The sequence below is a fragment of the Achromobacter dolens genome, assembly GCF_902859745.1.
Taxonomy (GTDB): domain Bacteria; phylum Pseudomonadota; class Gammaproteobacteria; order Burkholderiales; family Burkholderiaceae_B; genus Achromobacter; species Achromobacter dolens.
Genome location: NZ_CADIJW010000003.1, coordinates 201,538 through 227,883 on the forward strand (window position 1 = coordinate 201,538; position 26,346 = coordinate 227,883).

Here is a 26,346-nt window from a genome sequence, read left to right on the forward strand (position 1 = left end):
CGATCGAATTCTTTTCCGGATGATCCCATGTCTCTGCAATCCCTGTTCCTGACCCTGGCGCGCGGCGCCGCCGCGGCCGCCCTGGGGCTGGCCTGCGCCAGTCCGGCGCTGGCGGCCGACAAACCGCTGCGCATCGGCCTGATCCCGAGCGTGGCCAATGCCGCCACCGAGCTGGCCGTGGCCGAGGCGCGCAAGGCCGGCCTGGAGGTGGAACTGGTCGAGTTCAATGACTGGGTGCTGCCGAACATCGCGGTGGCCGACGGCTCGGTCGACGCCAATTTCTTCCAGCACGAACCGTTCCTGCAACTGTTCAACGCCCGTCGCGGCGCCAACCTGACGCCCATTGCCTATGGGTATTCGACCACCATCGGCCTGTTCTCCAAGAAGCTCAAGAAGGGCCAGCCGCTGCCGGACGGCGCCACCATCGCGGTGCCCAACGATCCGGTCAACACCGGCCGCGCCTTGCTGCTGCTGGAGTCCATCGGCCTGATCAAGCTCAAGCCCGGCGTGGCGCACCAGGCCACGATCGAGGACGTGACCGACAACCCCAAAAAGCTGAAGTTCGTGCAGATCGAGGGCTCGCAGTCGGCACGGGTGTTCGATGACGTCACCGCGTCGGTCACCTACACCACCTTCGCCAAGCAGGCCGGCCTGGATGAAAAGGACGGCCTGGCGTTCGACAATACCGACCCGGCCAATGTGCGCCGCTACGCCATCCGCTGGGTCGCGCGGCCCGACCGCGCGCAGGACCCGCGGCTGCTCAAGTTCATCGCCATCTATCAGCAGTCGGCCGAGGTCAAGGCCCGGCTGCGCAGCCTGTACGGCGACCTGATCAGTTTTCCCTGGTAGTGCCGCGCCGCGGCGGGGGCGGGCTGGCGCCCCGGGCGGCTTGACGTTTCTTGGCAGTTGCCGCGTGGCCTTGAACGTATACTGGCCGCGCTTTGCATCCCCGGGGCCGCCGCGGCCCGGCCGTGACGCCTTTGCCCGCCCGCCATCCCATGCGACTCGCTTCTTCGAATGACGCCCTGAATGCCTCGCCGTCGCGGTTCGACGGCGAGGCTGGCGTGGGCGCGCCGGACCCGCGCGACGAGGAACTGGCCCGCTTGCGCCAGGTGGTGGCTCAGTACGAGGCCCTGTTCCACAACGCCCCCGTGCTGATCAACGCCTTCGACGAAGACGGCCAGTGCCTGCTGTGGAATGACGCCTGCGAACGCCGCTTCGGCTGGACCCGCGACGAAATCAATCGGCATCCCGAACCGCTGGCGCTGTTCTACCCCGATCCCGAGGTCCGCGCCCGCGTCCTCGACAGCGTGGGGCCGACGCCGCATCAGGGCTTTCGCGAATGGCGGCCGCTGGCACGCGATGGCGAGTGCCTGTCGGTCATGTGGTCCAACGTGCGCCTGCCCGATGGCAGCGTGGTCAACATCGGCATGGACGTGACCGAGAACCGCCGCAACGAGGCCGCCCTGGCGCGGCTGGCCAAGGTCGACGGGTTGACCGGCTGCTGGACCCGCGCCGAGATCCTGCAACGCATGAAGACCCTGCTGGAGGCTGCCCGGCGCGGCGCCGGCCACACGGCGTTGATGCTGGACCTGGACTATTTCAAGCAGGTCAACGACCGCTACGGCCACCTGGGCGGCGACGCCGCCTTGCGGCACTTCTGCGACCAGTTGCGGGCCTGCCTGCGCGAGGGCGATTCGGTGGGACGCCTGGGCGGCGAGGAATTCGTGGTGCTGCTGGCCGATGCCGACCAGGACGCGGCCCTGGCGGTGTGCGACCGCCTGCGCGCCAGCCTGCGCCAGCATCCCGCCAACATCGACGGCCACGCGGTGGTGCTGTCGGCCAGCGGGGGGATCACCGGCTTTCTGGAAACCGACGTCAGCATGTCGGATGTGCTGCGGCGCGCCGACCAGGCGTTGTACCAGGCCAAGCGCGCGGGGCGCGATTGCGCGGTGGTGCTGCCGGCTTGAGGCGTCAGGCGGCGGCGCGGCGTTCGCCGGCGCGGCGGCCGTTCAGGCGCCAGTGCAGCGCCAGGGCGGCGAGCGCCACGGCGGCCGCGGCGGCCAGCCCCAGGCTCTCGAAGCCGGCGTGGGTGTAGAGCGTGCCGGCCACGGCGGTGCCGACGCTGGCGCCCAGGTACGTGGTGCAGGTGTTCAGTCCGAGCACTGCGCCGCGCTCGTCGGGTCGGGCTCGCGACAACAACAGCACCAGCAGATTCAGGCTCAGTTGCGAAGCCGCGCCCCACAGCGCGGCCAGCGCCAGCACGGCGGTCAGCGCATGGGCGGCTGGCAGCAGCGCCAGGTAGACCAGGGCGATCGCGGCCAGGGCCAGCGGCAGGGCGCGGCGCGGGCCCACGCGTTCGATCAGCGGCGCGCCGCTCAGCCCGGCCAGCAGGAAGCCGGCGCCATAGGCGAAGGCGATGAAGCCGACCTGGCCGGCCGACAGGCCCAGCAGCGTGCGCACGTGGTCGGCCAGGAAGGCATAGACCCCGTAGAAGGCCGAGGAAAACGCCAGGCAGCCCAGCAGCAGCACCGGCACGTCGCGGTACGACAGCGGCGCCAGCAGGCGTGACAGCCGGGGCGGGGCGGCGTGGGCGCTGCGGCGTTCCGGGAGCTTGCGCAGCCCGGCCAGCGCGACCGCGGCGCATAGCGCCAGCACGGCGTAGGTGGCGCGCCAGCCGACCGCGTCGGAGATCAGCGCCGACAGGGGCACGCCGGCCACCAGCGATACCGACCAGCCCGAAATCACGCGGCCCAGCGCGCGGGTTTCCTGCCCGGCGGCGGCCACCAGCGAGGCCGACCCGTAGGCCGCCGGCAGGATCACGCCCGCGGCGGCGCCGGCCAGCGCCTGGGCCGCGGTCAGCACGATCCAGTGCGGCGCGGCGGCCGACAGCGACAGCGCCGCGATCAGCACCGCCATGGCGATCAGCAGGGCGCGCCGGATGCCCCAGCGGTCGATGCGGGCGGCCAGCAGGAAGGCGCTGGCGGCGGTGGCCGCGCCGTAGGCGGAAATGGCGGTGCTGACGGTGAGCGCGGTGCTGCCGAACGAGCGCGCCACGTCCGACAGGATCGGGCTGAGGGCCAGGCCGTTCGAGCCGACGACGCTGACGGCGAACATCAAGGCGGGGATGGCGGGGGGAAGCGGCGGGCGGCGCGACGGCGCGCGCGCGGTGTTGCGGTTCTGCATCCGCGGAATTTTATTGGAATAAAATAAGGGTTAATACCGATATTCCTTTATTCCGTAAAACTTCGAATGCCGTTAGGCAGAACCAGATTCCAATGCCAGATCTCGACGACCGCGACCGAAAACTATTAACGCTGCTGGCGGACGACGCCTCGCCGAGCTACGCCGAATTGGGCAAATTGCTGAACCTGTCGGCCCCCGCCGTGCACGAGCGGGTCAAGCGCCTCAAGCGCGACGGGCTCATCAAGGGCATCGCCGCGCGGCTGGACGGCGCCCGCATCGGCAGGCCGCTGCTGGCGTTCGTGCATGTGGATACCAATAACTGGAGCATTACCCAGCAGGTGCTCGGCCTGGCCGAATTGACCGAGGTCGAGGAGATCCACACCATCACCGGCAAGAGCGCCATGCTGCTCAAAGTGCGGGTGCGCGACACCCAGGCGCTGGAGGCGCTGCTGGCGCGCATCCACCAGATCGAGGGCATCACCAACACCACCAGCGACATCGCGCTGACCAGCTACCTGGAGCGCGGCCCGCTGCCGGACGACGCCTAGGACGCCGGGGCGCGGCCTCGGCGATTGCGCGCCGCGCCTGGCGGCGTTCAGCGCAGCGGCCGCAGCCGCAGGCGGGTGATTTCGGACGGCGCGCCCAGGCGCTTGGGCGGCCCCCAGTAGCCGGTGCCGCGGCTGATGTAGACCCACATGTCGCCCAGGCGGTGCAGGCCCGCCGTATAAGGCTGCTGGAAGCGCACGAAAAAGCCCCACGGGAAGAACTGGCCGCCGTGCGTGTGGCCCGACAACTGCAGGGTGTAGCCCAGCGGCGCGGCCGCGGCCGCGCTGCGCGGCTGGTGCGCCAGCAGGATCTTGGGCAACGCGTCGGCCGGCGCGCCGGCCAGCGCCGCCGCGGGGTTGCTGCGTTGGCGCGGATCGAAGGCGCCGGCGCTGTAGTCGGTGACGCCGGCCACCACCACCGGCAGGCCGGCGGGATGGATCACGGCATGCTCGTTCATCAGCACCCGCAGGCCCATGCGGCGGAATTCCGCGACCCAGGGCGCGGCGCCTGAATAATATTCATGGTTGCCGGTCACCAGGTACACGCCGAAAGGCGCGCGCAACTGGCCCAGCGGGCTGGCTTGCGCCGCCAACTGCTCGACGCTGCCGTCCACCACGTCGCCGGTGATGGCGATGACGTCGGGGGACAGTTCGTTGACCGCGTCGACGATGGCCTGCACGTAGCGCCGCTTGATCGTCGGCCCGACGTGGATATCGCTGATCTGCACGATGGTGAAGCCGTCCAGGTCGGTCGGCAGGCCGCGGATCGGCACCTCCACCGTCACCACGCGGGCGCGCCGGCGGGCGTTGTAGAAGCCGACCAGCGTGGCCGCCAGGGCCAGCGCGGCGACCGCTATCGCGCTGACGCGCCGCAAGTCGATCCAGGGCAGTCCCGGACCGGTCGCCAGGCTCACCAGCCACGTCACCAGCAACAGCGCGTCGCGCAGCACCGTCAGCACGAACAACGATGAGAACAGGCCCATGGCGATCAGGCCGACCCAGGCGATGCGGTCGCCCCAGGGCGGGTGCACGGACGAGCGCGCCAGCATTCCCAGCGGGATCAGGATGCACGACAGGATCAGCAGCAGGACCGCGGTCGCCGAGCCCGGGCCGTCCAGGCCGGCGTCGGGAATCAGGCGGGCGCCGACGTAGACGTGGGCCAGCGCGCCCAGGGTCAGAAAGCGCAGGAAAAACGAGGATTGGCGTAGGGACACGGGCGGCGGGGCGGGGGCCGGCGCGAAGGCCGGCCCGGCGATAGCGAAGGAACCGTCATTCTATGCCCTGCGGCCGCGGCGTCCCGCAGGGAAATGACACCCGCGCGCCTGGCGGCGGCATCAGGCAGGCGTCACGCGGGGGTCAACAGGCTGGCGTCCATCTGGTCCAGGCGGTTGATGCCGAGCATGGCCATGTTGCGGTCGACCTCGGCGCGCAGCAGGCCGATGGCGTGCGCCACGCCAGCCTGGCCACCGACCGCCGCGGCATAGTTGAAGGGACGTCCGACGAACACGAAACGCGCGCCCAGCGCCAGCGCCTTCAGGACATCGCCACCACGGCGCACGCCGCTGTCCATCATCACCGGCATGGCGCCGGCGGCCGCCACCACGCCGGGCAGGGCGCGCAGCGGCGAGAGCGCGCCGTCGAGCTGGCGGCCGCCGTGGTTGGAGACGATGATGCCGTCCGCGCCGTGCTCGCGCGCCAGCCGCGCGTCGGCCGGATGCAGGATGCCCTTGATGATGAGGGCGCCCTGCCATTGCCGGCGGATGCGCGCCACGTGCTCCCAATTGAGATGGTCGCGAGCGCTGAAATCGCGCAGCACCGAGCCGGACACGATGGGCGCGCCGCGCGTGGCGAACGAATTCTCGAAGTGCGGCATGCCGTGGGCCAGCAGCGTGCGCAGGAAGGTGCCGGCGAGCCAGCGCGGCCGGGTCAGGCCATCCCAGGCGAGCCGCAGGCTCGGCTTGAGCGGGGTGGAAAAGCCGGTGCGCACGTTGTTCTCGCGATTGGCCGACACGGGGATGTCCACCGTCAGCACCAGGGTTTCGTAGCCGGCGCGCGCCGCGCGCGCCACCAGCGCGTCGATGCGCGCCGGGTCGCCGGGCAGGTAGGCCTGGAACCAGGTACCGGGCGCCTCCTTGATGACATCTTCGAGCGCGATCAGCGCGGTGCCGCTGAGGATGGCGGGGATGCCCTGTTCGCGCGCGGCGCGCGCCAGCACGATGTCGCCGCGATAGGCGGACAGCGCGCTGATGCCCATGGGCGCGATGCCGAACGGCGATTCGTAGCGGCGGCCGAACAATTCGACGTGCTGGCTGCGGCGCGACACGTCGACCAGCACGCGCGGCTGGAAGGCGTAGCGGCCGAAGGCCTCGCGATTGGCGCGCAGTGACTGATTGTCCTCCGCGGCTCCCGCGACATAGCCGAAGATGGGTCTGGGCAGGCGGCGGCGGGCGGCCGCCTCGAAGTCGTCCAGCGACAGCAGGCGCATCAGGGCGCGGGGCGGACGACTGGCGGTGGCAGGGGCGGCGGCAGCGGGCAGGGACGTGGCGGACATGGCGGGGCCTGGGGAAAACCGCCAATCTACCCAGGCGGATTCATCGCATAAAGCGAATAAATCCGCACGCGCTTATTCGCTTTTTTGGAAATAGACCCTAGGCCTGCGGCAGCGCCAGCAGTTCTCCCATGCGGACCGGACCGCGCACCGATGGCGTATCGGCCCAGCGCACCTTGCCCGGGCCGAACAGCACGATGGCGGTCGAGCCCAGCTTGAAGCGGCCCATCTCGGCGCCCTTGGCGAGCTGGATCGGCGCGCGCGCCGCGTCGTCGTAGCGCACGGCCTTGACGCGCCGCTTGTACGGCGTGACCAGGCCGGCCCAGACGGTTTCGATCGAGGCGACGATCATGGCGCCGACCAGCACCAGGGCCATGGGCCCGTGCTCGGTGTCGAAAATGCAGACCACGCGCTCGTTGCGGGCGAACAGGCGCGGCACGTTGCGCGCGGTCAGCGGATTGACCGAGAACAGGCGGCCCGGCACATGGATCATTTCGCGCAATGTGCCGGCCACCGGCATGTGGACGCGGTGGTAGTCCTTGGGCGACAGGTAGATGGTGGCGAACTCGCCGCCCTGGAACGGCGCGGCGCGCTCGCTGTCCCCGCCCAGCAGGTCGGCCAGGCCATAGCTGTGGCCCTTGGCCTGGAAGATGCGGCCATGCTCGATGGCGCCCATCTGGCTGATGGCGCCGTCAGCCGGGCACAGCACGCCGCCGGGCTCATCGTCCAGCGGGCGGGCGTCCGGCTTGAGGGCGCGGGTGAAGAAATCGTTGAAGCAATCGTAGGCCAGCGCGTCTTCCTGCTCGGCTTCGCGCATGTCCACGCCGTACTTGCGCACGAAGCGCGAGATCATCCAGTTCTTGACCGCGGGTTCCCGGCAGTCCGAGGCGTATCCGAAGAAACGCGACACCAGGTGATGCGGCGCGAGGTACTGGCTGGCGAGGAAAAGTTGGTCTTTGATCGGCATCTAGGAGCGCTAAAAAAACGCGTCCCGCGGACAGCGGGACGTGGTTGGAGGTTGTCGCGCCCGGGGGCCGTTGAAGGTGGCGTCGAAGATCGCGCCGGGCGTGCAATTCGCGGGATTGTAACGCGTCTAGCCTCCCAATGGACCATGGCGCGGACAGCTTTCTTGCCACACCTAGGCGCGCGCCCGGGCCGGCGCGCCTTCCGGCGCGGCGCCCTGGCGCCGATACGTGCCCGGGCCGACGCCGAAGTGCTGCTTGAAGGCGCGGGCAAAGGCGGCCTCCGATTGGTAGCCGATGCCCGCGGCGACGCGCGCCACGGATTCCTTCAGCCGCTCCAACTGGCGCGCCGCATGCTCCATGCGGATCGCGGTCAGCAGGCGCAGCGGCGTCAGGCCGCTGGCGCGCACGAACTGGCGGGCGAAGGTCGCGCGCGACAAATGGCAGCGTTGGGCCAGGGTGGCCAGCGTCCACGGTTCGGTGGGGGACCGCAGCATGGATTGCACGGCGGGCGCCAGCCTGGGGTCGGCCATCAGCGCCAGCAGGCCGCGCGTCTGCTGGCCGTCGTGCACCAGCGCGCGCAGCACCAGCGTGAAGAGGGCGGTGGATAGCTGGTTGATGATGGCCGCGCCGCCGAGCCGCGGCTGTCCGGCCTCGGCGCGCATCAGCGCCAGCAGCGCGGCCAGCGCCGTGTTGTCGCCCAGGGTGGCGGAGCGCAGCACCATCGCCTGCGGCAACGCCATCAGCAGCAGGCTGCCGGCGCGGCCCAGCGTGAATACGCCGCACAGCATTTCCAGGCGCGGACCCGCGCCCTCCTGGGTCAGTTCGGTCAGGACGCCGTTGTGGCGGATGTCGGGCGGCGCGGCGGCGGCCGGCGCGCGCTCGTCGATGCCGCGCAGCAGGTGCGAGGCGCCGTGCGGCAGCAGCAGGATGTCGCCGGTCCGCAGGGCCAGTTCGTCGCGGCCGACGCGGGCCACGCCTTCGCCTTGCAGAATGACGTGATAAGGCACGTGGCCGGCCGGCGCCTGCGGATGATCGGCGCGCCAGCGGCCGCCGTAGCGGCACAGCAGGTCCACCGTGCCCGCGGGCTCGGCGGTCGACAGGAGCTGGCTGAGACTGTCCATGGGCTCCCTGGGAAGGAGGGCGGGCCGCCCGGCCGGGCCGCCCCGCTGAGGGCCGCCGCGGCGCGGCGGGACATGCTTGCGATTCTATGCCGGTTGGGGCGCGCGGTCAGGCCGCGGCCTTGGCCGACAGCTTGGTCTTGTAGAGCCAGTCCTTGTAGTCGTCCAGGTCGCCGTCGAACGGGCTGAAGCGGCCATCGGCCACGATGATGAACTGATCGGTGGTGGCGCGCAGCAGGTGGCGGTCGTGCGACACCAGCACCAGCGTGCCTTCGAACTGCGCCAGCGCGGTGGTCAGCGCCTCGCGGGTTTCCAGGTCGAGGTGGTTGGTGGGCTCGTCCAGCAGCAGCAGGTTGGGGCGCTGCCACACGATCAGCGCCAGCGCCAGGCGGGCCTTCTCGCCGCCCGAGAACGGCGCGATCGAACTGGTGGCCATGGTGCCGTTGAAATTGAAGCTGCCCAGGAAGTTGCGCAGTTCCTGCTCGCGGACCGTGGGCGCGATCTTGGTCATGTGCCACAACGGCGATTCGTCATGGCGCAGCATCTCGACCTGGTGCTGGGCGAAGTAGCCGATCGACAGGCCCTTGTTGAATTGCGTCTCGCCCGCCAGCGCCTGCAGCTCGCCGGCGATGGTCTTGATGAAGGTCGACTTGCCGGCGCCGTTGATGCCCAGCAGGCCCAGGCGCTGGCCCGCCTGCAGCGAGAAGTCGATGCCCGACACGATGATCTTGTCGGACGTGACGCCGCTGTCCTCGTCGGTGTTGCGGTAGCCGGCGCTGACCTTGTCCATCGTCAAGAGCGGGTTGGGCGCGCGCAGCGGCTCGCGGAACTCGAACGAGAATTCGGCGGCGGCGCGCAGCGGCGCCACTTCTTCCATGCGCGCCAGCGCCTTGATGCGGCTCTGGGCCTGGCGCGCCTTGCTGGCCTGCGCCTTGAAGCGGTCGATGAACGACTGCAGGTGCGCGCGCTGGCGCATCTGCTTTTCCATCATGCCTTGCGCCAGTTCCAACTGGGCGGCGCGCTGGCGCTCGAACGACGAGTAGTTGCCCGAGTAGCGCTTGAGCTTGCGCTCGTCGATGTGGACGATGAAGTTGACCACGCCGTCCAGGAAGTCGCGGTCGTGCGAGATCACGATGAGCGTGCCCGGGTAGCGCTTGAGCCAGTCTTCCAGCCAGATGATGGCGTCCAGATCCAGGTGGTTGGTGGGCTCGTCAAGCAGCAGCAGGTCGGACGGGCACATCAGGGCCTGCGCCAGGTTCAGGCGCATGCGCCAGCCGCCCGAGAAGCTGGTCAGCGGCAACTGCATCTGCGCCTGGGTGAAGCCCAGGCCCGTCAGCAACTGCTCGGCGCGCGAATGCACGGTGTAGGCGTCGGCATCGGCCAGCGCGGCGTAGATGTCGGCCATGCGCAGGCCGTTCTCGGCGCTCTCGGGCTCCGCTTCCAGAGCGGCCAGTTCGGCTTCGAGCTTGCGCAGCGTGACGTCGCCGTCGATGGCGTATTCGATGGCGGGGCGGTCGAGCGCGGGCGTTTCCTGCGCCACGTAGGCCATGCGCCAACTGGCGGGATAGTCCAGGTCGCCCTGGTCCGCATGCAGCGTGCCGCGCAGCAGGCCGAACAGGCTCGACTTGCCGGCGCCGTTGGCGCCGATCAGGCCGATCTTGTCGCCGGGGTTCAGGAGCAGGTCGACCTTGTCGAACAAGGGCTTGACGCCGCGCATGAGTGAAACTTGTTGGAAGCGGATCATGAATCGTGTGGCAGGAGGGGGCCGACCGGGGTGGCGTGAAATAAGCGCGGCAAGGCTCCCGCCACAAAGTGCGGCGCAAAAAGAAGGAACCGTGGAGCGGTCGCGCCGGCGGCGCGACATGCGGGCCGCGCGAAGCGCGGCTGGCGGACGGGGCGGATGCCCATCCGATCGCGGGCGCTATTGTAGCCGGCCGCGCGGACCCGCGCCCGAGGGCGGGTTCAGCCAGTCGTGGCGCGGCCTCAGGCCGGGGCCGAACGCGCGGCGATGGCGTCGGCCAGGGCCAGCAGGCGTTCGGCCTCGCGCGCGTGCAGGTTCTCGACCAGCGCGCCGTCCACCACCGCCACCCCCTGGCCGGCGGCCTGGGCCGCGCGCCAGGCATCGAGCCGCTTGCGCGCGCTGGCCAGCTCGGCATCGGTCGGGGCGAAGGCCGCGTTGGCGGCGGCGATCTGCTTCGGGTGGATCAAGGTCTTGCCATCGAAGCCCTGGTCGCGTCCTTGACGGCACGCGGCGGCCAGCCCGGCGTCGTCATCCAGGTCCAGGTGCACGCCGTCCAGCACGGCCAGGCCATGGGCGCGCGCGGCCAGCACCGCCAGCGAGCGCGCCAGCAGCGTCTCGTGGCGCTCGGGCGTGTGGCGGGCGTGCAGGTCCTTGACCAGGTCGGACGTGCCCACCACGATGGCCGCGAGCCGCGCGTGGCCGCCGGCGATGGCGTCCAGCCGCAGGAAACCGAGCGGCGTCTCGGCCATCGCCCACAGCGGCAGCGCGGCGGGCGCGCCGGCCGCGTCCAGCGCCTGCGCCAGGGCTTCCAGTTCGGCCGCCGACTGCACCTTGGGCAGCAGCACCGCATCGGCGCCGGCCTGCGCGATGGCGCGCACGTCGTCCAGGCCCCATGGCGTATCGAGCGCATTGACGCGCACCACGCATTCGCGCCGGCCATAGCCGCCGGCGCGCAGGGCCGCGGCAACCTGCTGGCGCGCCAGCGCCTTGGCGTCGGGCGCGACCGCGTCTTCCAGGTCCAGGATCAGCGTGTCGGCGTCGAGGCTGCGGGCCTTGTCCAGCGCGCGCGCATTGGCGCCCGGCATGTAGAGGACGGAACGGCGGGGACGGGCGGCGAGGGACATGGATTCAACTCTTGGGATTGCTGATGACCTGCACGGGCATGGTGCAGACGTAGCCGACGCCATACACCGTGCGGATGCCCATGTCGCCGCCGGCCTGCGCGCGCAGCTTGCGGCGCAGGCGGTGCATGTGGGCGTCGAGCCGATGGGTGTCGTAGGCTTCGGCGCTGGCGCCGAGCGCCTCGACCAGCCGGCCGCGCGACAGCGGCAGCGGCGCGGCCTGGATCAGCGCGCCGATCAGGCGGCTCTCGGTATCGGTGATGTCGACGTGGACGCGCTTGGGCGAGACCAGCATGCGGCGCGCCGGATCGAAGCGCCAGATCTCGGCGCTGGGCGCTTCGGGGCCGGCCGCGGGCACCACCCTCAGCCGGCGCGACAGCGACACCAGCGTGGCGCCCAGTTCGGCCAGGTTGACGGGCTTGGTCAGGTAATGATCGGCGCCCAGGCTCAGGCCGGACACCTTGTCTTCGCTCAACAGGCGACCAGTGAGCATGATGATGCCCATCGAGGGATAGGTGGTGCGCAGGTGGGACACGCGCGCCAGTCCGTCGCCGTCGGGCAGCATCGCGTCCAGCACCAGGATGCCGGGCGTCACGCTCAGCAGCAGTTGGTCGAGTTCGGACAGCGAACCCGCGGTGAGGATGGCTTCGCCCAGGCCGAGGTCGTGGATGAATTCGGCGATGCTGTCGCGCCAGTCCCCGTGATCGTCGACGATGATGATGGTCACGGCGCCGGACGAGCTAGCGGTTGTGCGCGAGGCGCTCCAAGGGCAAACACGCTTTCCGCTCCTTTCATGCTACGGCTTCTTATTGGTGTGGAGGACTCCGCCTGGCGCAGGCCGGATACGGCGCCATCGGTGTGATCCCCTCGAGGCGCTTTCGCGGAGAATATCATTATCGCCGCTACGGCGGCGCGGCATATTGCGGCGCAGCGAATGCCGTCGCAAGGCGCCTCGAACCGCGCCGATACCGGTGGTCAAAAAATGACCAGCCCCGGTAGCGGCGTCGTAACGGCCAGCAGTCGTGCGCCTGTGAGTTTTTTATCCACAGAAACTGTGGATAAAAAATTCGCCCGGCATCGATTCAGCGATTGCGCCGTGCCGCGCGGGTCATTGCGGCGGCGCGGCCGGGTCCGTCAGGTATTCCACGGGCACGCCCTGCGGCACCCGGCGCACGCGATCGCGTTCGATGCGGGGCGGGGCGAAGCGCGTCTTGCGGGCCGCGGCGTTCTGCAGCAGCACCGACAGCACCGCGCCCTTGTCCTGGATCCATTGGGTCTTGCCGCGCAGCAGCTTCATTGCGTTCTCGGCGGTTCCCAACTTGTAGGACATCGAGTTGATCTGGACCGACGTCTTGCCGTTGAATGCGGACTCGTCCTGTTCGGTGAGCGCCGCGGCGTCGAGATTGCTGCTTTCGTGGTCGATGCGGTAGATGAATTTGAGGCCGCTGAACGGGTCCTGCACCACGACGAGCTTGTCCGAACCCGAGACGTCCGACAGCATGCCGATGACCAATGATTCAACCAACTGGTTGCCCCGTTGCTCTTCGGTGTAGATGAAGATGGTGCGCTGGTTGTGCCCGAGCGGCGAGGGCGGGGCGAGGGGAGAACGATCCATACCTGACTTGAAAGAGGCGGGGGCGGGTGGAAACTTGCCCCGCGGTACTGCGTTAACGGCGTCGCGTCCGGTGAACTTGAGCGCCGGCCCTGATGCAAACAAAGAGCAAGGTCCCGTCCGGGCTACGGCGCGCGCCGCAGGCGCGCCAGCAGGCGCGCTTTGGCGGCGGGCCAATCCTCGTCGAGGATGGCAAAGTAGACCATGTCGCGGGTGCGTCCGGACTGCGCGATGAGGTGCTTGCGGAAGACTCCTTCCTCGACGCCGCCGATACGGAGAATGGCCTGCCGGGATTGCAGGTTGGTCACTTCCGTCTTGAACACGACCCGCATGATACCAATTGTTTCAAAGGCGTGCTGCAATAAAAGGTACTTGGCCTCGGTGTTGGCGCCGCTGCGCTGGCTGGCGGGGGTGAGCCAGGTGGCGCCGATCTCCAGGCGCCTGTGGGGCAGGGCGATATCCATATAACGGGTGGTGCCGATGACCCGGCCGTCTTCGCGGCGCACGATGGCGAACGGCAGGCAGGCGCCGGCGGCCTGGCCGTCCAGCGCGCGCTCGACGTAGCGGCGCATGTCGTCGGCGGATTCGACCGGTTCGGGCTGCAGCCGCCACAGTTCCGGGTGCAGCCCAACCTCGGCCAGCGCGGCGGCGTGCGTCAGGGTCAGGGGCTCGAGCCGGACGATCTCGCCTTCCAGGGTGACGGGCGGCAGGCGGGCGGGGGAAGACATGACGGGAGACTCCGCGGACGCGTCGCGGTCGGGCGTCCGCCGTCATGGCGGCGTCCCGGACGCCCAGCGATTCTACGCCCGCCCTCGGCGGCTTGCCGAACCCCCGCGCCCGGGCGCAGAATGCGGCGCATGAAAACTGACGTGGTTGTCCTGGGCGCGGGCATCATCGGGGTGAGCACCGCGCTGCACCTGCAGGCGCGCGGCCGCTCGGTGGTCCTGCTGGACCGGCGCGGTCCCGGCGAGGAAACCAGCTATGGCAACGCCGGGCTGATCGAACGCGCCAGCGTCATTCCCTACGCCTTTCCGCGCGACTGGCGCAGCCTGCTGCGCTATGCCGGCAACCGCACCCCCGACGTGCGCTACCACGCGCGTTTCCTGCCGCGCATCGCGCCCTGGCTGCTGCGCTACTGGTGGCATTCGGCGCCGTCGCGGCTGGCGCGCGCCGCGGCCGCGATGCTGCCGCTGATCGAGCGCAGCGTGGCCGAACACGACGCGCTCAAGGACGCCGCCGGCATCGGCGCGCTGTTTCGCCGCAATGGCTGGATCGATGGCATGCGCAGCCAGCAAAGCCTGGACCGCGCGGCGGCCGAGGCCGCCGCGCTGGCCGAGTACGGACTCGACTACCAGTTGCTGGACCGCCAGGCCCTGTCGGCGCTGGAGCCGTCGTTGTCGCCGCGCATGGTGGGCGCGATCCACTGGCGCGACCCGGTCAATGTGTCGGATCCGGGCGCGGTGGCGCGCGGCTACGCGGCGCTGTTCCAGCGGCGTGGCGGCTCGCTGGCGCGTGGCGATGCGCGCAGTCTCGAGGCGGTGCCTGGCGGCTGGCGCGTGCGCGGCGTGACGGGGGCCGTCCAGGCGCGCGAGGCGGTGGTGGCGCTGGGGCCGTGGTCGCCCGACGTGCTGCGGCCGCTGGGGTATCGCGTGCCCATGGCGGTCAAGCGCGGTTATCACCAGCATTTCGCGTTGGAAGGCGGGGCCTCGCTGGCGCATCCGGTGGCCGATATCGACAGCGGGTTCGTGATGTCGCCCATGACACTGGGCCTGCGCCTGACCACGGGCGCCGAATTCGCGCCGCGCGACGCGCCGCCGTCGCCAGTGCAGGTGACCCGCACGCGGGCGCTGGCGGCGCAGTTGCTGCCATTAGGCGAGGCGGTGGAGAAAACGCCCTGGATGGGCTGCCGGCCGTGCATGCCGGACATGCGCCCGGTGATCGGCGCGGCGCCGCGCCATGCGGGCCTGTGGCTGGCCTTCGGCCATGCGCATCACGGCTTCACACTTGGGCCGGTGACCGGCAAGCTGCTGGCCTGCCTGATGACGGGACAGGCGCCGGACATGGATCCGGCGCCGTATGCGTTGAATCGCTAGCGCATTTTGCGGGGCAATCCCGGCCGTCCGGCGCGATGCCGCGCGCACCGGGGCGGGTTGTCAGGCGCGGGCCTTGGCGCGGCGCTGGCGCACCGCGTCGGCCAGCAGGTCCAGCACAGGCAGCGTCTGGGTCCAGCCCAGGCAGGCGTCGGTGATCGACACGCCATGACGCAGCGGCTGGCCGGGCTTGAGGTCCTGGCGGCCTTCCTCTAGATGGCTCTCGATCATCACGCCGGTGATGCGCGTGTCGCCCTGGGACAATTGGGCGGCGATGTCGCGCGCCACGTCGACCTGGCGCAGGTGCGATTTGTTGGAGTTGGCGTGCGAGCAGTCGATCATGACCTGCTCGCGCTGGCCGGCGGCGCGCAGCACCGCGCAACAGGCGTCGACGCTGGCGGCGTCGTAGTTGGGGCCTTGCTTGCCGCCGCGCAGGATCACATGGGTGTCGGCATTGCCGCGCGTTTCGAAGATGGCCGCCATGCCCATCTTGGTCATGCCCATGAAGGCGTGCCTGGCGCTGGCGGCGACGATGGCGTCGGCCGCGATCTGCACGCCGCCGTCGGTGCCGTTCTTGAACCCGAGCGGGCAGCTCAGGCCGGAGCTCAGTTGGCGGTGGCTGGGGCTTTCGGTGGTGCGCGCGCCGATGGCGCCCCAGGCGATCAGGTCGGCGATGTACTGCGGGCTGAGCAGATCGAGGAATTCGGTGGCGATCGGCAGGCCCAGGCCGCTGATGTCCAGCAGCAGTTCGCGGGCGCGGCGCAGGCCTTCGTTGATGCGGAAGCTGCCGTCCAGGCGCGGGTCGTTGATGTAGCCCTTCCAGCCGACGGTGGTGCGCGGCTTCTCGAAATAGACACGCATCACGATCAGCAGGTCGTCACGGTACTGGTCGGCGGCGGCGCGCAGTTGGCGCGCGTATTCCATCGCCTGGCCGTGGTCGTGGATCGAGCAGGGGCCGACCACCAGCACCAGGCGGTCGTCGCGGCCGTGCAGCACGTCGGCGATGCGGGCGCGGCTGTCCTCGACCAGCGTCTGGATCTCGGCCGACACCGGCAGCTCGTCCTGCAGCAGCGCGGGCGAAATCAGCGGACGCACCGCGCTGATGCGGGTGTCGTCCGTGCGGGTGTTGTCCTGGGTGGCGTCGGCCGTGCCGACCTCGCGGTCGTGCAGGGGATCGTCAATGCGGGTCAAGGGAAGCTCCGTGCCGTAGATGCGGAAAAGACCATCATTATCGCACCGGCCGGCGTCGTCCGTCCGGGCTATGTCCCCGTGCGCCCTAGGACGATCGATGGCGACCGGGCGGCGAATGGGCCTAGGGCGTGTTCGGTGGCGCTACAGTCGGGGCAGATGCCTTAGCATTGACGCAACCGCCTTAGCGATGACGCCATGCGTTCCCGCGACCGCGCCCCAGGCCGAGCGCCCCGCGCCCGGCTCACCGCCTGCCGCACGCTCGAGGACATGACCGATGCCCAAACTCCACGCCGGCGCCTCTCGACGGATCCTCCTGGTGGAAGACCACCCGGTGGAGCGGGCGTATCTGCAGAACATGCTGCTGGCCCTGGGATACCGGCGGGTGGCCGGCGTGGGCAGCAGCGCCGAGGCCATCGCCGCCCTGGCGCGCCAGGCCTACGACGTGGTCATCAGCGACATCGTCATGGGCGAGGGCGACGGCACGCGCCTGCCCAACGAACTGCGCCAACTGGTCGACGGGGGACGGCTCAAGAGCATGCCGCCGATCGTCTGGATCAGCAGCCTGTCCGACGAGCTGCTGCAATCGCATGTGCGGCTGGCGCTGCAGGCCGGCTGCCCGTCGTCGCAGGCGCTGGCCAAGCCGGTGACGCGCACCGCCATGCAGCATGCGATCAAGACGGCGCTGCACAGCCTGGACGATGACACGGCCTCGCCGCGCCGCACCGCGGTGCGGCGCGAGGTGATCGAGGCGGAACTGGGGCGCGCGCTCAGTTCCGGCGACGGCATGAGCGTGGTGCTTCAGCCCCAGGTGGACCTGGGCACGGGACGCACGGTGGCGGCCGAGGCGCTGTCGCGCTGGGACCATCCGACGCTGGGCGTCATTCCGGCGGTGGATTTCGTGCCGGCGGCGCACCGTCTGGGGCTGGACCAGACCTTGTTCAACCGTGTCGCCGACTGCGTGGTCGAGGTGCTGGCCGAGATGCACGCGGAGGGCATCGCGGTGCCGATCGCGATCAACGCCTCGGCCTCGACGCTGTGCGCGCCCGGGCTGCCGGACAGCCTGGAGCAGCGGGTGACCCGGGCCGGGCTGCCGGCGCGGCTGGTCAAGGTCGAACTGACGGAAGACGAGCCGGTCACCGACTGGCTGGCGCTGTCGTCGGCCCTGAACCTGCTGCGGGTGCGCGGCTTCGAGCTGGCGATGGACGATTTCGGCGCGGGCATCGCGTCGATGCGGCTGTTCTCGGCCATGCCGTTCACAGAACTGAAGATCGACCGCGACTTCATCGTCCACATGCACCGCGAACCGGCCTCGCGCGCGGTGGTGGCGGCGGCCATCGAGATGGGGCGGGTGCTGGGGCGGCGGGTGGTGGCCGAAGGGGTCGAGCAGGAGCGCGACATCCTGCTGCTGCGCGAGTTGGGGTGCACGCTGGCGCAGGGCTATGGCATTTCGATGCCGCTGGCCCCCGCCGATTTCATCGCGTTCTGCCGCCGGCAATGAGGCCGGCCGGCGGCGTCGCCATCGCCGCTCAGATACCGGCGACGTCGATGTCGCCCGGGTAGTCGACCGAGAACTTGAGCACCGCGTCGCGCGACTTGCCGGGCTCCATTTCCCAGTTCCACACCAGCACGCCGTCGTCTTCGCGCTTGATGTCGCGCTCGGACGGCGACAGCAGCTTGACCTCGATCTTCTCGTTGCGCGAGATCGGCAGCCGGTCCTTGAAGCTCACCTGTTCCTTGGTGGCCTTGTTGTTCTTGACCGTGATCTTGTACTCGTAAGTCACGCGCTTGCCATTGCCCGAGAACCCGGTGCTTTCGGTGTAGCGGTTGACCAGTTGGCGCTTGATCGAAATGCCGTCGTCGGCGCCCAGCGCCAGCTCGACCTTTTCGCCGGGCATCACCGATTTCATGGACGAGGCGGCCACGAAGGCGTCATCCAGGAAAGTGTTGAGCGTGCCGGCCAGGAACGGGTATTCGGTGTTGTTGTTGGCCAGCGCCGTCAGGAAGACGGCTTCGCGCAGCGCCGGGGTCGACTGGTATTGCAGCGTGGCCGGCAGCTTGGCGGTGGTGATGGCGACACGCTGCGTGCTGTTGTCGGACGGCAGCGTGGCGGGCGTGCGGATCTGGAACGAGGCGCTGGTGGCCTCGGACTGGACCGCGGCGGTCGCGACCGTGGCCTCTTCCAGGGCGGGCGCCATGTCGCCGGCGGCCATCTCGGCGGAGGCCGACTTGGCGCTCTGGCGGGCCCGCGGCTCGGGACGCATGACCGGCGCCGCGGCCACCGGGGCCGGCATCGGCGGAGGCGGCGCCGCCACATCGATGATCCACGGATTCAGCTTGGGCGCGCCGCCGCCCAGCGCCGGGCGGGCGGTGGACAGGGTCAGCTTGACGTTGTTCCAGTCTTCGCCGGTGTTCTGGCGGATCACGCCGAAGTAGCCGAGATCGACGCTGCGGTCGGCCGGACGCAGGCGCGCATCGTACGACGGGGTCCAGCGCGCGCCGGCCACGGCGTAGGAGACGTTCAGGTCGAGCTTGCCGGCGCGGGCCAGGTTGACGCGCAGCGTGACGGTCTTGGTGCGGCGGTTGAGCTGGCCCTGCAACTGGCCCAGTTCGCCCTGCGCGGCGGACAGTTGGCGCTCGAGCTCCTCGCGCTGTTCGGCCACGCGGCGCAGGCCGGCGAGCGTGCGGCTGAGGGTGTCGGCGCTGAGGGCCTGGATCGCCTTGAGCTCATCGAGCGTCGGCCGCGGGCCATCCTTGGCCGGCTCGGTGGCGCCGCGCTGCATCATCGCCACCAGCTCGCGCTGGTTGTCCAGCACCGACGCTTCGTCGTCCAGCGCGGCCTGCTGGCCCTGCAGCTTGCGGATCTGGTCTTCCAACTGCTTGACGCGCTCGTTGGCGGTATCGGCCTGGAAGGCATCGCGCACGCGCACGTCCAGCAGGGTGGCCTGGCCGCTGCTCTTGGCCGAGACCTGCAGCGAATTCTCCTGCAGGCTGGCGGGCAGCTTTTCCAGGACCAGTTCGTGTTCGCCGGCGGGCAGGTCGCTGCTGGCGGCACGGGTGACGACGGCGCGGTCCTGGTAGACCGTGACCGCGCCGATGGAGGAGGCCAGCCCGGCCGCCGCGGCCAGACCGGGAAGGGTGGCGATGGCCACCGCCAGAAGAGTACGTTGCACGTGTGCACCTATAGGCAGGTTGGGCCGGCCGGCCTTCCGGTGAACGGGGCCGCAGCGGCGATAGCGCGACAATTTACAGGGCGCGGCGGGGCATGGGTTTACAGAAGATGTCAAAAGCGACAGGGCGATACCGCCCTGTTTTCAAGCGGGCGCGGACGGCTCCGGGTGCGCCAGCCGCCGCAGCATCTCGACCGCGTTGCGGGCGGCGACGGAGCGGTCGTGGCGGCGGTAGGCCATGTCCAGCAGGGCGTGCGGCGCGTCGCCCCTGATCGGCCGGTACTCGATGCCCTGGGCGCCCATGTGGCGCATGGCGGCGGGCACGATCGAGATGCCGACGCCGGCCGCCACCAGGCTGACGATCGAGGCCATCTGCGGCGCTTCCTGGATGACGCGCGGCGTGAACCCGGCGCGCAGGCAGGCGTTCTGGATCGCGTCGTACAGGCCGGCGCCGATGGGGCGGGGGTACAGCACGAAATCCTGGTCGGCCAGCGCGGCGATCGGCACGCTGCGCTTGCGGCTGAGCGGATGGTCGGGCGGCAGGGCGATCAGCATGGGTTCGTCCAGCACGCGCTCGGCCTCGAATTCCGGATCCAGCACGTACGGCGGCCGCACGAAGGCCACGTCCACGGCATTTTCGCGCAGGCCGCGCAGCAGGCTGACGGTATTGCTTTCGGTGAGGCTGATGCGCACGTCCGGATAGCGGTCGCGGAAAGCGCGGATGGCGCGCGGCAGATACGGGTGGAACACGGCCGAGGCGGTGAAGCCCACGGTGATGGCGCCGTGCTCGCCGCGCCCCAGTCGGCGCGCGGTGTCGATGGCGCGGTCGGCGCTGGCCAGGATGGCGCGGGCGTCCTCCAGGAACTGCGCGCCGGCCTCGGTCAGCTCGACCCCGCGCGGCAGGCGCAGGAACAGCGCCGTGCCGATCTCGCGCTCGAGCTGCTGGATCTGCTGGCTCAGCGGCGGCTGGCCGATGCCCAGCCGGGCGGCGGCGCGGGTGAAGTGCAGTTCTTCCGCGACCACGGTGAAATAGCGCAGATGTCTCAGTTCCATCGTTTTAAAATATAGCGAGTGCTGGTTTCATATATTGGACATATGCAGGGGAAAAGTCTACCTTGATCGCACGGGTCCATTGCCCGATGTTTTCGAGATTTCCGAGATGTCCACCGCCCCAGTCGTTCCTCCGTCTTCCCCCGCCGCGCCCCAGGCCGATTACCTCGCGCGCGGCACGCCGGCCTTGCGGCGCGCCCAGTGGGCGCTGTTCGCGGCGGGCTTTTCCACCTTTTCGCTGCTGTATTGCGTGCAGCCGCTGATGCCGCTGTTCACGCAGGCCTTCGGCGTCTCGCCGGCCCAGAGCAGCCTGGTGCTGTCGCTCTGTACCGGCCTGCTGGCCGTGGCGATCTTCCTGGTGGGGCTGTTTTCGCAGGCGCTGCCGCGCAAGCGCATCATGGCGTTGTCGCTGTTCGCCTCGGCCGTGCTGGGCACGGCGGCGGCGGTGGCGCCCGACTGGCACAGCCTGCTGGCGCTGCGCGCGTTGCAGGGCGTGGCGATGGGCGGGGTGCCAGCGGTGGCCATGGCCTACCTGGCCGAAGAGGTCGAACCCGACACGCTCGGTTTCGTCATGGGGTTGTACATCAGCGGCAGCGCCTTCGGCGGCCTGTCCGGGCGCGTGATCACGGGCCTGGTGTCCGACCATTTCGGCTGGCGCGCGGCGCTGGGCACGCTGGGCCTGCTGGGCATCGTCGCGGCGCTGCTGTTCATCTGGCTGCTGCCGGCCTCGCGCCGTTTCACGCCGCAGCGCTCGCGCGGCTGGGCCGGCGTGGCCGGCGACGTGCGCGACGGCATCGGGGCGCACCTGCGCAATGGTCCGCTGTGCGGGTTGTTCGCCATGGGCGGGCTGTTGATGGGCGCCTTCGTCACCGTCTACAACTACGTCGGCTTCCGCCTGGTGGCGCCGCCGTTCTCGCTGAGCCAGACCTTCATTGGCTTCATCTTCGTCGTGTACCTGGTCGGCATCTTCGCGTCGACCTATTTTGGCCGCCTGGCCGACCGCCATGGTCGCGGCGCGATACTGGCGGCGGCCACGGGCATTGCGCTGGCGGGGCTGCTGCTGACCTTGTCGGACGCCTTGGCGGTGCTGATCGCCGGCATCGTGGTCTTCACCTTCGGCTTCTTCGCGGCGCACGCGGTGGCCAGCGGCTGGGTCGGCCAGATGTCGCGGGGCTACAAGGCGCTGGCGGCCGCGCTGTACCTGCTGGTGTACTACGTCGGGTCCAGTGTGCTGGGCTCGTTGGGCGGCCACTTCTGGACCGATGGCGGCTGGCCTGGCGTGGCGGCCATGGCCGGCAGCCTGTTGACGGTGGCGCTGGCCATCAGCGCGGCGCTTTACTGGCGCACGGCCCGCGTGCCGTCGGCTGCGGCGGTGGAGCGGGGCGCGTCCTGAGCCTGTTTGAAGGGAGCAAGCGGCGGCCGCGGGCCGCCGCGCGCGCCCGGCCATCGGGGCTTTCCGGTGGCGCCGACTAGACGAGGGTGCGGACCGGGGGCGCCTCGGCCTGGGGCTCGGCGGCCAGGGTGGCCTCCATGCCCTGGCTGAGCGTCGCCAGCAGCAGGTGCGGCGGCAGGTTCAACTGCGCCAGCACCACGCTGCTCTTGGCCAGCCGGGCCACGTCCTCGTGCCGCAGGCCCGCCAGCCACTGACAGGCGCGTTCCGATATCTGCATGCCCGCCAGGGCCGGCAGGTTGCCGGCGCGGGCCATCCGCTGCAACAGCAGCAGATACATCAGATTGGTTTCGTGGATATCGCGCAGAAGCTCGGTTGATCGCGGCATCGGGTGCCCCTCACTTCATTGAATCCGCGGCCCGGCGGGTGCACGGGCCAGGACAGGCAAGGCGCGAAGCGTCCTGTATAGGCGTCTAGTCAAGCCCGCGAAGGCTTGCGTGCCGATATGGTTTGTCGATCATATTTAAGCGATCAGGGGCCGTCAGTAATGGATTTCCCGGTACTCGGAATTGACATATCTTCATTCATTGAAACGGACTCATTCTCATTTATAATGCCCTGCACGTTGGCCGGCGCATGATCCGCGTCCGCCTGTAGCCCGTCACCCGAGAGGCCCACGATGACCCTAGCATTCCAGGAGCCCAATTCGCTGCAGCGCGAGCACGCGGCGCTGCTCGCCGCCTATGGGCAGGCGCAGGGCCGCTGCAGCCGCCTGCTCAGCGCCCAGGCGCAGCGCATCCAGCACCTTGAAGGGGAGGTCCTCAAGCTGCGGGCCGCGGTGATCCAGCGCGACACCGCGCTGGCCTGGGCGCGTGAAGACCGCGCGGCATTCGAAGGCGCGGTTCCGGGGCTGCCCAGGCGGGTGGCGCTGGCCAGGCGCGTCACGCAACTGATGGAACGGGTGCAGAGCCTGATGCGCGAGCGCCTGGCCTGGCAGGATCGGTCCGCCGCGGCGCGCGCGCATTCGCTTGACGCCGTCACCGGACCCGCCGTGGCGCCCGCGGTGATCGCCGCGACGGCGCTGCGCGAGAAATCCGTGCTGTGCGTCGGCGAGGACGCCATGGCCCTGATGCTGACGCGCAAAGTAGTGGAAATGGCCGGTGGCCGCTACCTGGGCCACTGCGGCGCGGAAGGCGCCGACGGCGATACGTTGGAAGCCAGCCTGGTCGCCGCCGACCTGGTGATCTGCCAGACCGGCTGCGTCAGCCACGGCGCCTATTGGCGCGTCAAGGACCACTGCACCCGCACCGGCAAGCAGTGCGTGCTGGTGGACAAACCCGAGGCGTTGACGGCGCTGGGGCTGGCACGCGAAAGCGTCGACATGCCGCGCTGAAGGCGGCGAGGCGGTCAATCGGCGATGTCTCGCCGTGGGCCGCCCGCAAGATGTAATGCCGAGTTACCGAGGGTTGCGGCTGCCGCGCCGCGCCCGCAATACAGTCTGGGAAGCCTGCAGGAGATTCCATGCTGACCCAGCGAGACCATGTGCCCCACCCCTGGACCAATACGCTCGCGCGTCTCGAAGACGAGCGCGTGATGTTGCAGCGCATCGCCGCCGGCGTGCCGCTGGCCGAGGTGCTTGGCCATATGCTGCACGCCATCGAAGCCCAATCCAGCGTCGAACTGCGCGCCTCGATCGCGCTGGTCGATGACAGCGGCAAGATCCTGCGGCACGGCGCCGCGCCGAGCCTGCCGCACGAGTTCAACAGCGCTGTCGACCGTGCGCCGATCGGACCGGACATGGCCTCCTGGGGCAGGGCCGCGGATTCCGGCAGCCCCGTCTACGTCGAGGACATCGCCAGCCATCCGGCATGGGCGTCATGGCGCGAGCTGGCGCTGTCGCACGGCCTGCGGGCCTGTTGGTCGACGCCGATCAAGGCCCCCGATGGACGCCTGCTGGGCGTGTTCTCGAATTACTACGGCTCGCCGCGCACGCCGTCGGCCGACGATATCGACGCCATCGCGGTGGTCACGCGCAGCGCCGCGCTGGCGATCGAACGCCACCTGACCGAAGTCGCGCTGCGCCGCAGCGGCGAACGCTGGCGCGCCATGTTCGACGGCATGCAGGAAGCCTTCTTCCTGAGCGAAGCGCTGCGTGACGCGCAGGGCCGCATCGTCGACTTCCGCTTCATCGAGGTCAATCCCGCGTTCGAGCGGCAAAGCGGCATGAAGGAGGGCGATACGCTGGGCCATACCCTGCGCGAGATGATTCCGGGGGTGCCGGACCGGATCCTTGACACGTTCGCGCAGGTGGTCGAAACCGGCGAGCCGGCGCAGTTCGAATTCGCGGTGCCGTCGCCGCAGCCGGCCTGGTACGAGGCCCGCGCGCGGCGCGAGGGCGACAACCAGATGATGGCGCTGTTCCTGGACGTCACCGCGCGCAAGACCGCCGAGGCGGAATTGTGGGAAGGGCAGCATCGCAAGCATTTCGTGCTGGCGCTGGGCGACCGCATGCGCGAACAGCAGCACCAGGCGGCGATCGAGCAGTTGGCCTGCGAGAGCCTCGGCCAGCATCTGGCGCTGGGCCTGGTGGCGCTGGTGGACGGAGCGGGCGAGGGCGCCGAGCCCCAGGTGTCGACCTGTTGGCGGCCGCGGCCGGGACGCGACGGTTGCGCGGACCTGGACCTGACGTTCGACTCTGCCTTCGTCGAGGCCGTGCGCGGCGGCCGCACGGCTTTCCTGGAGCCGTTGCTGGCCCAGCCCAACGGCGACATCATGCCGTCCGCCATCGTGGTGCCGACGGCCCGTTGGGGGCGGCCCGGCGGCGCGCTGGTGGTGCGGCCGACGGCCGGCACCCGGCTCAAGCGCGGCGACGTGACCTGCATCGAGGACGTGGCCGAACGCCTGTGCACCGCGGTCGAGCGTTCGCAGTATTCGCGCACGCTGGAGCAGCGCGTCGAGAGCGCCATTGCGGAACGCGACCGCATCTGGCGCCTGTCGCCCGAGCTGCTGGCGGTGGTCGACGGGCAGGGGCGCTTCGCCAGCGTCAACCCCGCGGTGCGGCCGATCCTGGGCTGGACCCCGGAACAGTTCCTGGCGATGGGGCTGCGCGACCTGATCCATCCGGACGACTACGAAACGACGCGCGAAGCGCTGACCCACGCGCGTCGCCCGGAGATGGCCCAGGGCGTGCGGCACCTGGAAAACCGCATGCGCAAGCGGGACGGCGGCTATGCCTGGATCACCTGGAGCATGTCGTGGGCGCAGGACAGCCTCTATATGGCCGGCCGCGACGATACGGACCTGAAGTCCCAGGCCGAGACGTTGCTGGCGACCGAGCACGCGCTGCGCCAGGCGCAGAAGATGGAGGCGGTGGGGCGCCTCACGGGCGGCATCGCCCATGATTTCAACAACATGCTGCAAGGGATCACCGGCGCGCTCTACCTGATCCAGCGCAAGCTGGCGAGCGGCGTGCCGGAACAGGCCGGGCGTTTCGTGACCGTGGCGATGGACTCGGCCAACCGCGCCGCGCACCTGACACAGCGGCTGCTGACGTTCTCGCGGCGCCAGCCGATCGATCCGCAGCCGTTCAGCGTGGCCACGACGTTGCAATCGATGGTCGATCTGTTCCGCCGCTATACCGGCGAGGGCGTCTCACTGATCTTCAACGTGGACCAGGACCTGTGGCCGGTGCGCTGCGACCGCAACCAGTTCGAGAACGCGCTGCTCAATCTGGTGATCAACGCCCGCGATGCCATGCCGGAAGGCGGGCCGTTGACGGTGTCCGCGAGGAATATCCATCTGGACCCGGCATTCCTGCGGCCCTATCCCGGCGTGCCGGCGGGCGATTTCGTCGAGGTGCAGGTCATGGACGTGGGCTGTGGCATGACGCCGGACGTGCTGGCGCATGCCTTCGATCCGTTCTTCACCACCAAGCCGCAGGGGGAAGGCACGGGCCTGGGCCTGTCCATGATCTACGGGTTCGCCAAGCAGGCGGGCGGGGTCGTGACGCTGGAAAGCCACGTGGGGACCGGGACGTCGGTCCGGATTTTCCTGCCCCGCCATCAGGGCAGCGCCGCGGATGCCGTGGCGCCGCCGGCTTTGGCGCGCGCGCCCGGCGGTCGGTCGCACCAGGCGATCATCGTGCTGGTGGAAGACGACGCGAACGTGCGCGATATGGTCAGCGAATGCCTGGGCGAACAGGGCATACGGGTGCTGACCGCCAACGACGGCGACGCCGGACTGGAGCAAGTGCGGGCCACGGCTCATATCGATCTGCTGGTGACCGATGTCGGCTTGCCGGGATTGAACGGGCGCCAACTGGCCGACGCGGCGCGCGCCGTGCATCCCGGGCTCAAGGTCCTGCTGATGACCGGATATGCGGAAAGCGCCGCGCGTGGCTCCGGGTTCCTGGAGGTCGGCATGGAGCTGATTGTGAAGCCTTTCGCGCTGGATGCGCTGACCGCGCGCGTCCAGCGCATGCTTGAATCGACGTATGCCCGCGGGACGGGAGAGGGAGACGAATGAGGGAGTGCGGGTGTCAGGTTTGCACTGGACGGTAAAAAGTGCCGGTCGCGATGCGGGCCCGCCCTGGCGCATCATCCCGGGCATACGAATTGCTGGAT

At 69.8% G+C, this 26,346-nt stretch carries 22 protein-coding genes; 8 read left to right on the forward strand and 14 right to left on the reverse strand.

Translation table 11 applies throughout. From position 1 onward, the window contains the following. Positions 1-27: 27 nt before the first annotated feature. Positions 28-849 (forward strand): MetQ/NlpA family ABC transporter substrate-binding protein, encoded by an 822-nt coding sequence (locus tag HV783_RS04535; RefSeq protein WP_116791194.1) that lies wholly within the window; start codon positions 28-30, stop codon positions 847-849. Between the two features lie 149 nt (positions 850-998). Beyond that, positions 999-1,970, forward strand: a complete 972-nt coding sequence (locus HV783_RS04540) for a sensor domain-containing diguanylate cyclase (RefSeq protein ID WP_231133008.1) — start codon at positions 999-1,001, stop codon at positions 1,968-1,970. Between the two features lie 4 nt (positions 1,971-1,974). Here HV783_RS04540 and HV783_RS04545 read toward each other — a convergent pair whose 3' ends face one another. Continuing rightward, complete coding sequence (locus HV783_RS04545) at positions 1,975-3,186, reverse strand: MFS transporter (protein ID WP_175188757.1); 1,212 nt, start codon at positions 3,184-3,186, stop codon at positions 1,975-1,977. 92 nt (positions 3,187-3,278) lie between these two features. On the opposite strand from HV783_RS04545, the gene HV783_RS04550 reads away from it, so the two are divergent. Further along, the gene (locus HV783_RS04550) at positions 3,279-3,734 is read left to right on the forward strand and encodes an Lrp/AsnC family transcriptional regulator (protein ID WP_006394840.1); all 456 of its coding nucleotides are present in this window, start codon (positions 3,279-3,281) and stop codon (positions 3,732-3,734) included. Between the two features lie 47 nt (positions 3,735-3,781). Here HV783_RS04550 and HV783_RS04555 read toward each other — a convergent pair whose 3' ends face one another. From HV783_RS04555 to HV783_RS04595, 9 genes are all read right to left on the reverse strand, one after another. Then, positions 3,782-4,945: a metallophosphoesterase gene (locus HV783_RS04555; protein ID WP_054502585.1), complete on the reverse strand. Its 1,164-nt coding sequence runs from the start codon at positions 4,943-4,945 to the stop codon at positions 3,782-3,784. Positions 4,946-5,076: 131 nt separating this feature from the next. Further along, on the reverse strand, positions 5,077-6,282 hold the full coding sequence (locus HV783_RS04560; protein ID WP_144657246.1) for an alpha-hydroxy acid oxidase: 1,206 nt from the start codon (positions 6,280-6,282) through the stop codon (positions 5,077-5,079). A 97-nt stretch (positions 6,283-6,379) separates the two neighbouring features. Next, positions 6,380-7,246: an archaetidylserine decarboxylase gene (gene asd, locus HV783_RS04565; protein WP_054502583.1), complete on the reverse strand. Its 867-nt coding sequence runs from the start codon at positions 7,244-7,246 to the stop codon at positions 6,380-6,382. Positions 7,247-7,417: 171 nt separating this feature from the next. After that, a complete protein-coding gene (locus HV783_RS04570; RefSeq protein WP_175188758.1) occupies positions 7,418-8,365 on the reverse strand; it encodes a cupin domain-containing protein in 948 nt (315 codons plus the stop codon). Between the two features lie 106 nt (positions 8,366-8,471). Beyond that, positions 8,472-10,106 (reverse strand): ATP-binding cassette domain-containing protein, encoded by a 1,635-nt coding sequence (locus HV783_RS04575; RefSeq protein WP_175188759.1) that lies wholly within the window; start codon positions 10,104-10,106, stop codon positions 8,472-8,474. Positions 10,107-10,345: 239 nt separating this feature from the next. Beyond that, entirely contained in the window at positions 10,346-11,227 is an 882-nt protein-coding gene (locus tag HV783_RS04580; RefSeq protein WP_064523559.1) for an HpcH/HpaI aldolase/citrate lyase family protein, read from the reverse strand. A gap of 4 nt (positions 11,228-11,231) precedes the next feature. Further along, positions 11,232-11,951, reverse strand: a complete 720-nt coding sequence (locus tag HV783_RS04585) for a response regulator transcription factor (protein WP_054502579.1) — start codon at positions 11,949-11,951, stop codon at positions 11,232-11,234. 381 nt (positions 11,952-12,332) lie between these two features. Next, positions 12,333-12,839 (reverse strand): hypothetical protein, encoded by a 507-nt coding sequence (locus HV783_RS04590; RefSeq protein WP_054502578.1) that lies wholly within the window; start codon positions 12,837-12,839, stop codon positions 12,333-12,335. A 122-nt stretch (positions 12,840-12,961) separates the two neighbouring features. After that, positions 12,962-13,564, reverse strand: a complete 603-nt coding sequence (locus tag HV783_RS04595; protein WP_175188760.1) for a GNAT family N-acetyltransferase — start codon at positions 13,562-13,564, stop codon at positions 12,962-12,964. Positions 13,565-13,693: 129 nt separating this feature from the next. On the opposite strand from HV783_RS04595, the gene HV783_RS04600 reads away from it, so the two are divergent. Further along, positions 13,694-14,929, forward strand: coding sequence for an NAD(P)/FAD-dependent oxidoreductase (locus HV783_RS04600; protein WP_175188761.1), 1,236 nt, complete (start codon positions 13,694-13,696; stop codon positions 14,927-14,929). A 60-nt stretch (positions 14,930-14,989) separates the two neighbouring features. Here HV783_RS04600 and HV783_RS04605 read toward each other — a convergent pair whose 3' ends face one another. Then, the gene (locus HV783_RS04605) at positions 14,990-16,117 is read right to left on the reverse strand and encodes a 3-deoxy-7-phosphoheptulonate synthase (protein ID WP_054502575.1); all 1,128 of its coding nucleotides are present in this window, start codon (positions 16,115-16,117) and stop codon (positions 14,990-14,992) included. Positions 16,118-16,391: 274 nt separating this feature from the next. Here HV783_RS04605 and HV783_RS04610 point away from each other — a divergent pair, with 274 nt between their 5' ends. Beyond that, positions 16,392-17,615 carry an EAL domain-containing response regulator gene (locus HV783_RS04610; RefSeq protein ID WP_054502574.1) on the forward strand — a complete coding sequence of 408 codons (1,224 nt, stop codon included), beginning with the start codon at positions 16,392-16,394 and terminating at the stop codon, positions 17,613-17,615. Between the two features lie 28 nt (positions 17,616-17,643). Here the strand turns inward: HV783_RS04610 and HV783_RS04615 are convergent, their stop codons facing one another. Further along, entirely contained in the window at positions 17,644-19,287 is a 1,644-nt protein-coding gene (locus HV783_RS04615; RefSeq protein ID WP_254603833.1) for a mucoidy inhibitor MuiA family protein, read from the reverse strand. A 141-nt stretch (positions 19,288-19,428) separates the two neighbouring features. After that, positions 19,429-20,337, reverse strand: coding sequence for a LysR family transcriptional regulator (locus HV783_RS04620; protein WP_054502572.1), 909 nt, complete (start codon positions 20,335-20,337; stop codon positions 19,429-19,431). 106 nt (positions 20,338-20,443) lie between these two features. On the opposite strand from HV783_RS04620, the gene HV783_RS04625 reads away from it, so the two are divergent. Beyond that, entirely contained in the window at positions 20,444-21,727 is a 1,284-nt protein-coding gene (locus tag HV783_RS04625) for an MFS transporter (protein ID WP_175188762.1), read from the forward strand. A 76-nt stretch (positions 21,728-21,803) separates the two neighbouring features. Here the strand turns inward: HV783_RS04625 and HV783_RS04630 are convergent, their stop codons facing one another. Further along, positions 21,804-22,112 (reverse strand): flagellar transcriptional regulator FlhD, encoded by a 309-nt coding sequence (locus tag HV783_RS04630; RefSeq protein WP_175188763.1) that lies wholly within the window; start codon positions 22,110-22,112, stop codon positions 21,804-21,806. Positions 22,113-22,403: 291 nt separating this feature from the next. Between HV783_RS04630 and HV783_RS04635 the strand changes: the two genes are divergently transcribed. Both HV783_RS04635 and HV783_RS04640 read left to right on the forward strand, forming a co-directional pair. Further along, the gene (locus tag HV783_RS04635) at positions 22,404-23,117 is read left to right on the forward strand and encodes a DUF2325 domain-containing protein (RefSeq protein ID WP_175188764.1); all 714 of its coding nucleotides are present in this window, start codon (positions 22,404-22,406) and stop codon (positions 23,115-23,117) included. Positions 23,118-23,245: 128 nt separating this feature from the next. Further along, the gene (locus HV783_RS04640) at positions 23,246-26,248 is read left to right on the forward strand and encodes a PAS domain S-box protein (protein WP_175188765.1); all 3,003 of its coding nucleotides are present in this window, start codon (positions 23,246-23,248) and stop codon (positions 26,246-26,248) included. The last annotated feature ends 98 nt before the right edge of the window (positions 26,249-26,346 follow it).

Coding starts and splice junctions, on each gene's coding strand:
- HV783_RS04595 (WP_175188760.1), bottom strand. CDS start 13,564: ATGTCTTCCCCCGCCCGCCTGCCGCCCGTCACCCTGGAAGGCGAGATC.
- HV783_RS04580 (WP_064523559.1), bottom strand. CDS start 11,227: ATGTCCCTCGCCGCCCGTCCCCGCCGTTCCGTCCTCTACATGCCGGGC.
- HV783_RS04545 (WP_175188757.1), bottom strand. CDS start 3,186: ATGCAGAACCGCAACACCGCGCGCGCGCCGTCGCGCCGCCCGCCGCTT.
- HV783_RS04570 (WP_175188758.1), bottom strand. CDS start 8,365: ATGGACAGTCTCAGCCAGCTCCTGTCGACCGCCGAGCCCGCGGGCACG.
- HV783_RS04620 (WP_054502572.1), bottom strand. CDS start 20,337: ATGGAACTGAGACATCTGCGCTATTTCACCGTGGTCGCGGAAGAACTG.
- HV783_RS04590 (WP_054502578.1), bottom strand. CDS start 12,839: ATGGATCGTTCTCCCCTCGCCCCGCCCTCGCCGCTCGGGCACAACCAG.
- HV783_RS04550 (WP_006394840.1), top strand. CDS start 3,279: ATGCCAGATCTCGACGACCGCGACCGAAAACTATTAACGCTGCTGGCG.
- HV783_RS04575 (WP_175188759.1), bottom strand. CDS start 10,106: ATGATCCGCTTCCAACAAGTTTCACTCATGCGCGGCGTCAAGCCCTTG.
- HV783_RS04625 (WP_175188762.1), top strand. CDS start 20,444: ATGTCCACCGCCCCAGTCGTTCCTCCGTCTTCCCCCGCCGCGCCCCAG.
- asd (WP_054502583.1), bottom strand. CDS start 7,246: ATGCCGATCAAAGACCAACTTTTCCTCGCCAGCCAGTACCTCGCGCCG.
- HV783_RS04600 (WP_175188761.1), top strand. CDS start 13,694: ATGAAAACTGACGTGGTTGTCCTGGGCGCGGGCATCATCGGGGTGAGC.
- HV783_RS04610 (WP_054502574.1), top strand. CDS start 16,392: ATGCCCAAACTCCACGCCGGCGCCTCTCGACGGATCCTCCTGGTGGAA.
- HV783_RS04635 (WP_175188764.1), top strand. CDS start 22,404: ATGACCCTAGCATTCCAGGAGCCCAATTCGCTGCAGCGCGAGCACGCG.
- HV783_RS04560 (WP_144657246.1), bottom strand. CDS start 6,282: ATGTCCGCCACGTCCCTGCCCGCTGCCGCCGCCCCTGCCACCGCCAGT.
- HV783_RS04630 (WP_175188763.1), bottom strand. CDS start 22,112: ATGCCGCGATCAACCGAGCTTCTGCGCGATATCCACGAAACCAATCTG.
- HV783_RS04540 (WP_231133008.1), top strand. CDS start 999: ATGCGACTCGCTTCTTCGAATGACGCCCTGAATGCCTCGCCGTCGCGG.
- HV783_RS04535 (WP_116791194.1), top strand. CDS start 28: ATGTCTCTGCAATCCCTGTTCCTGACCCTGGCGCGCGGCGCCGCCGCG.
- HV783_RS04640 (WP_175188765.1), top strand. CDS start 23,246: ATGCTGACCCAGCGAGACCATGTGCCCCACCCCTGGACCAATACGCTC.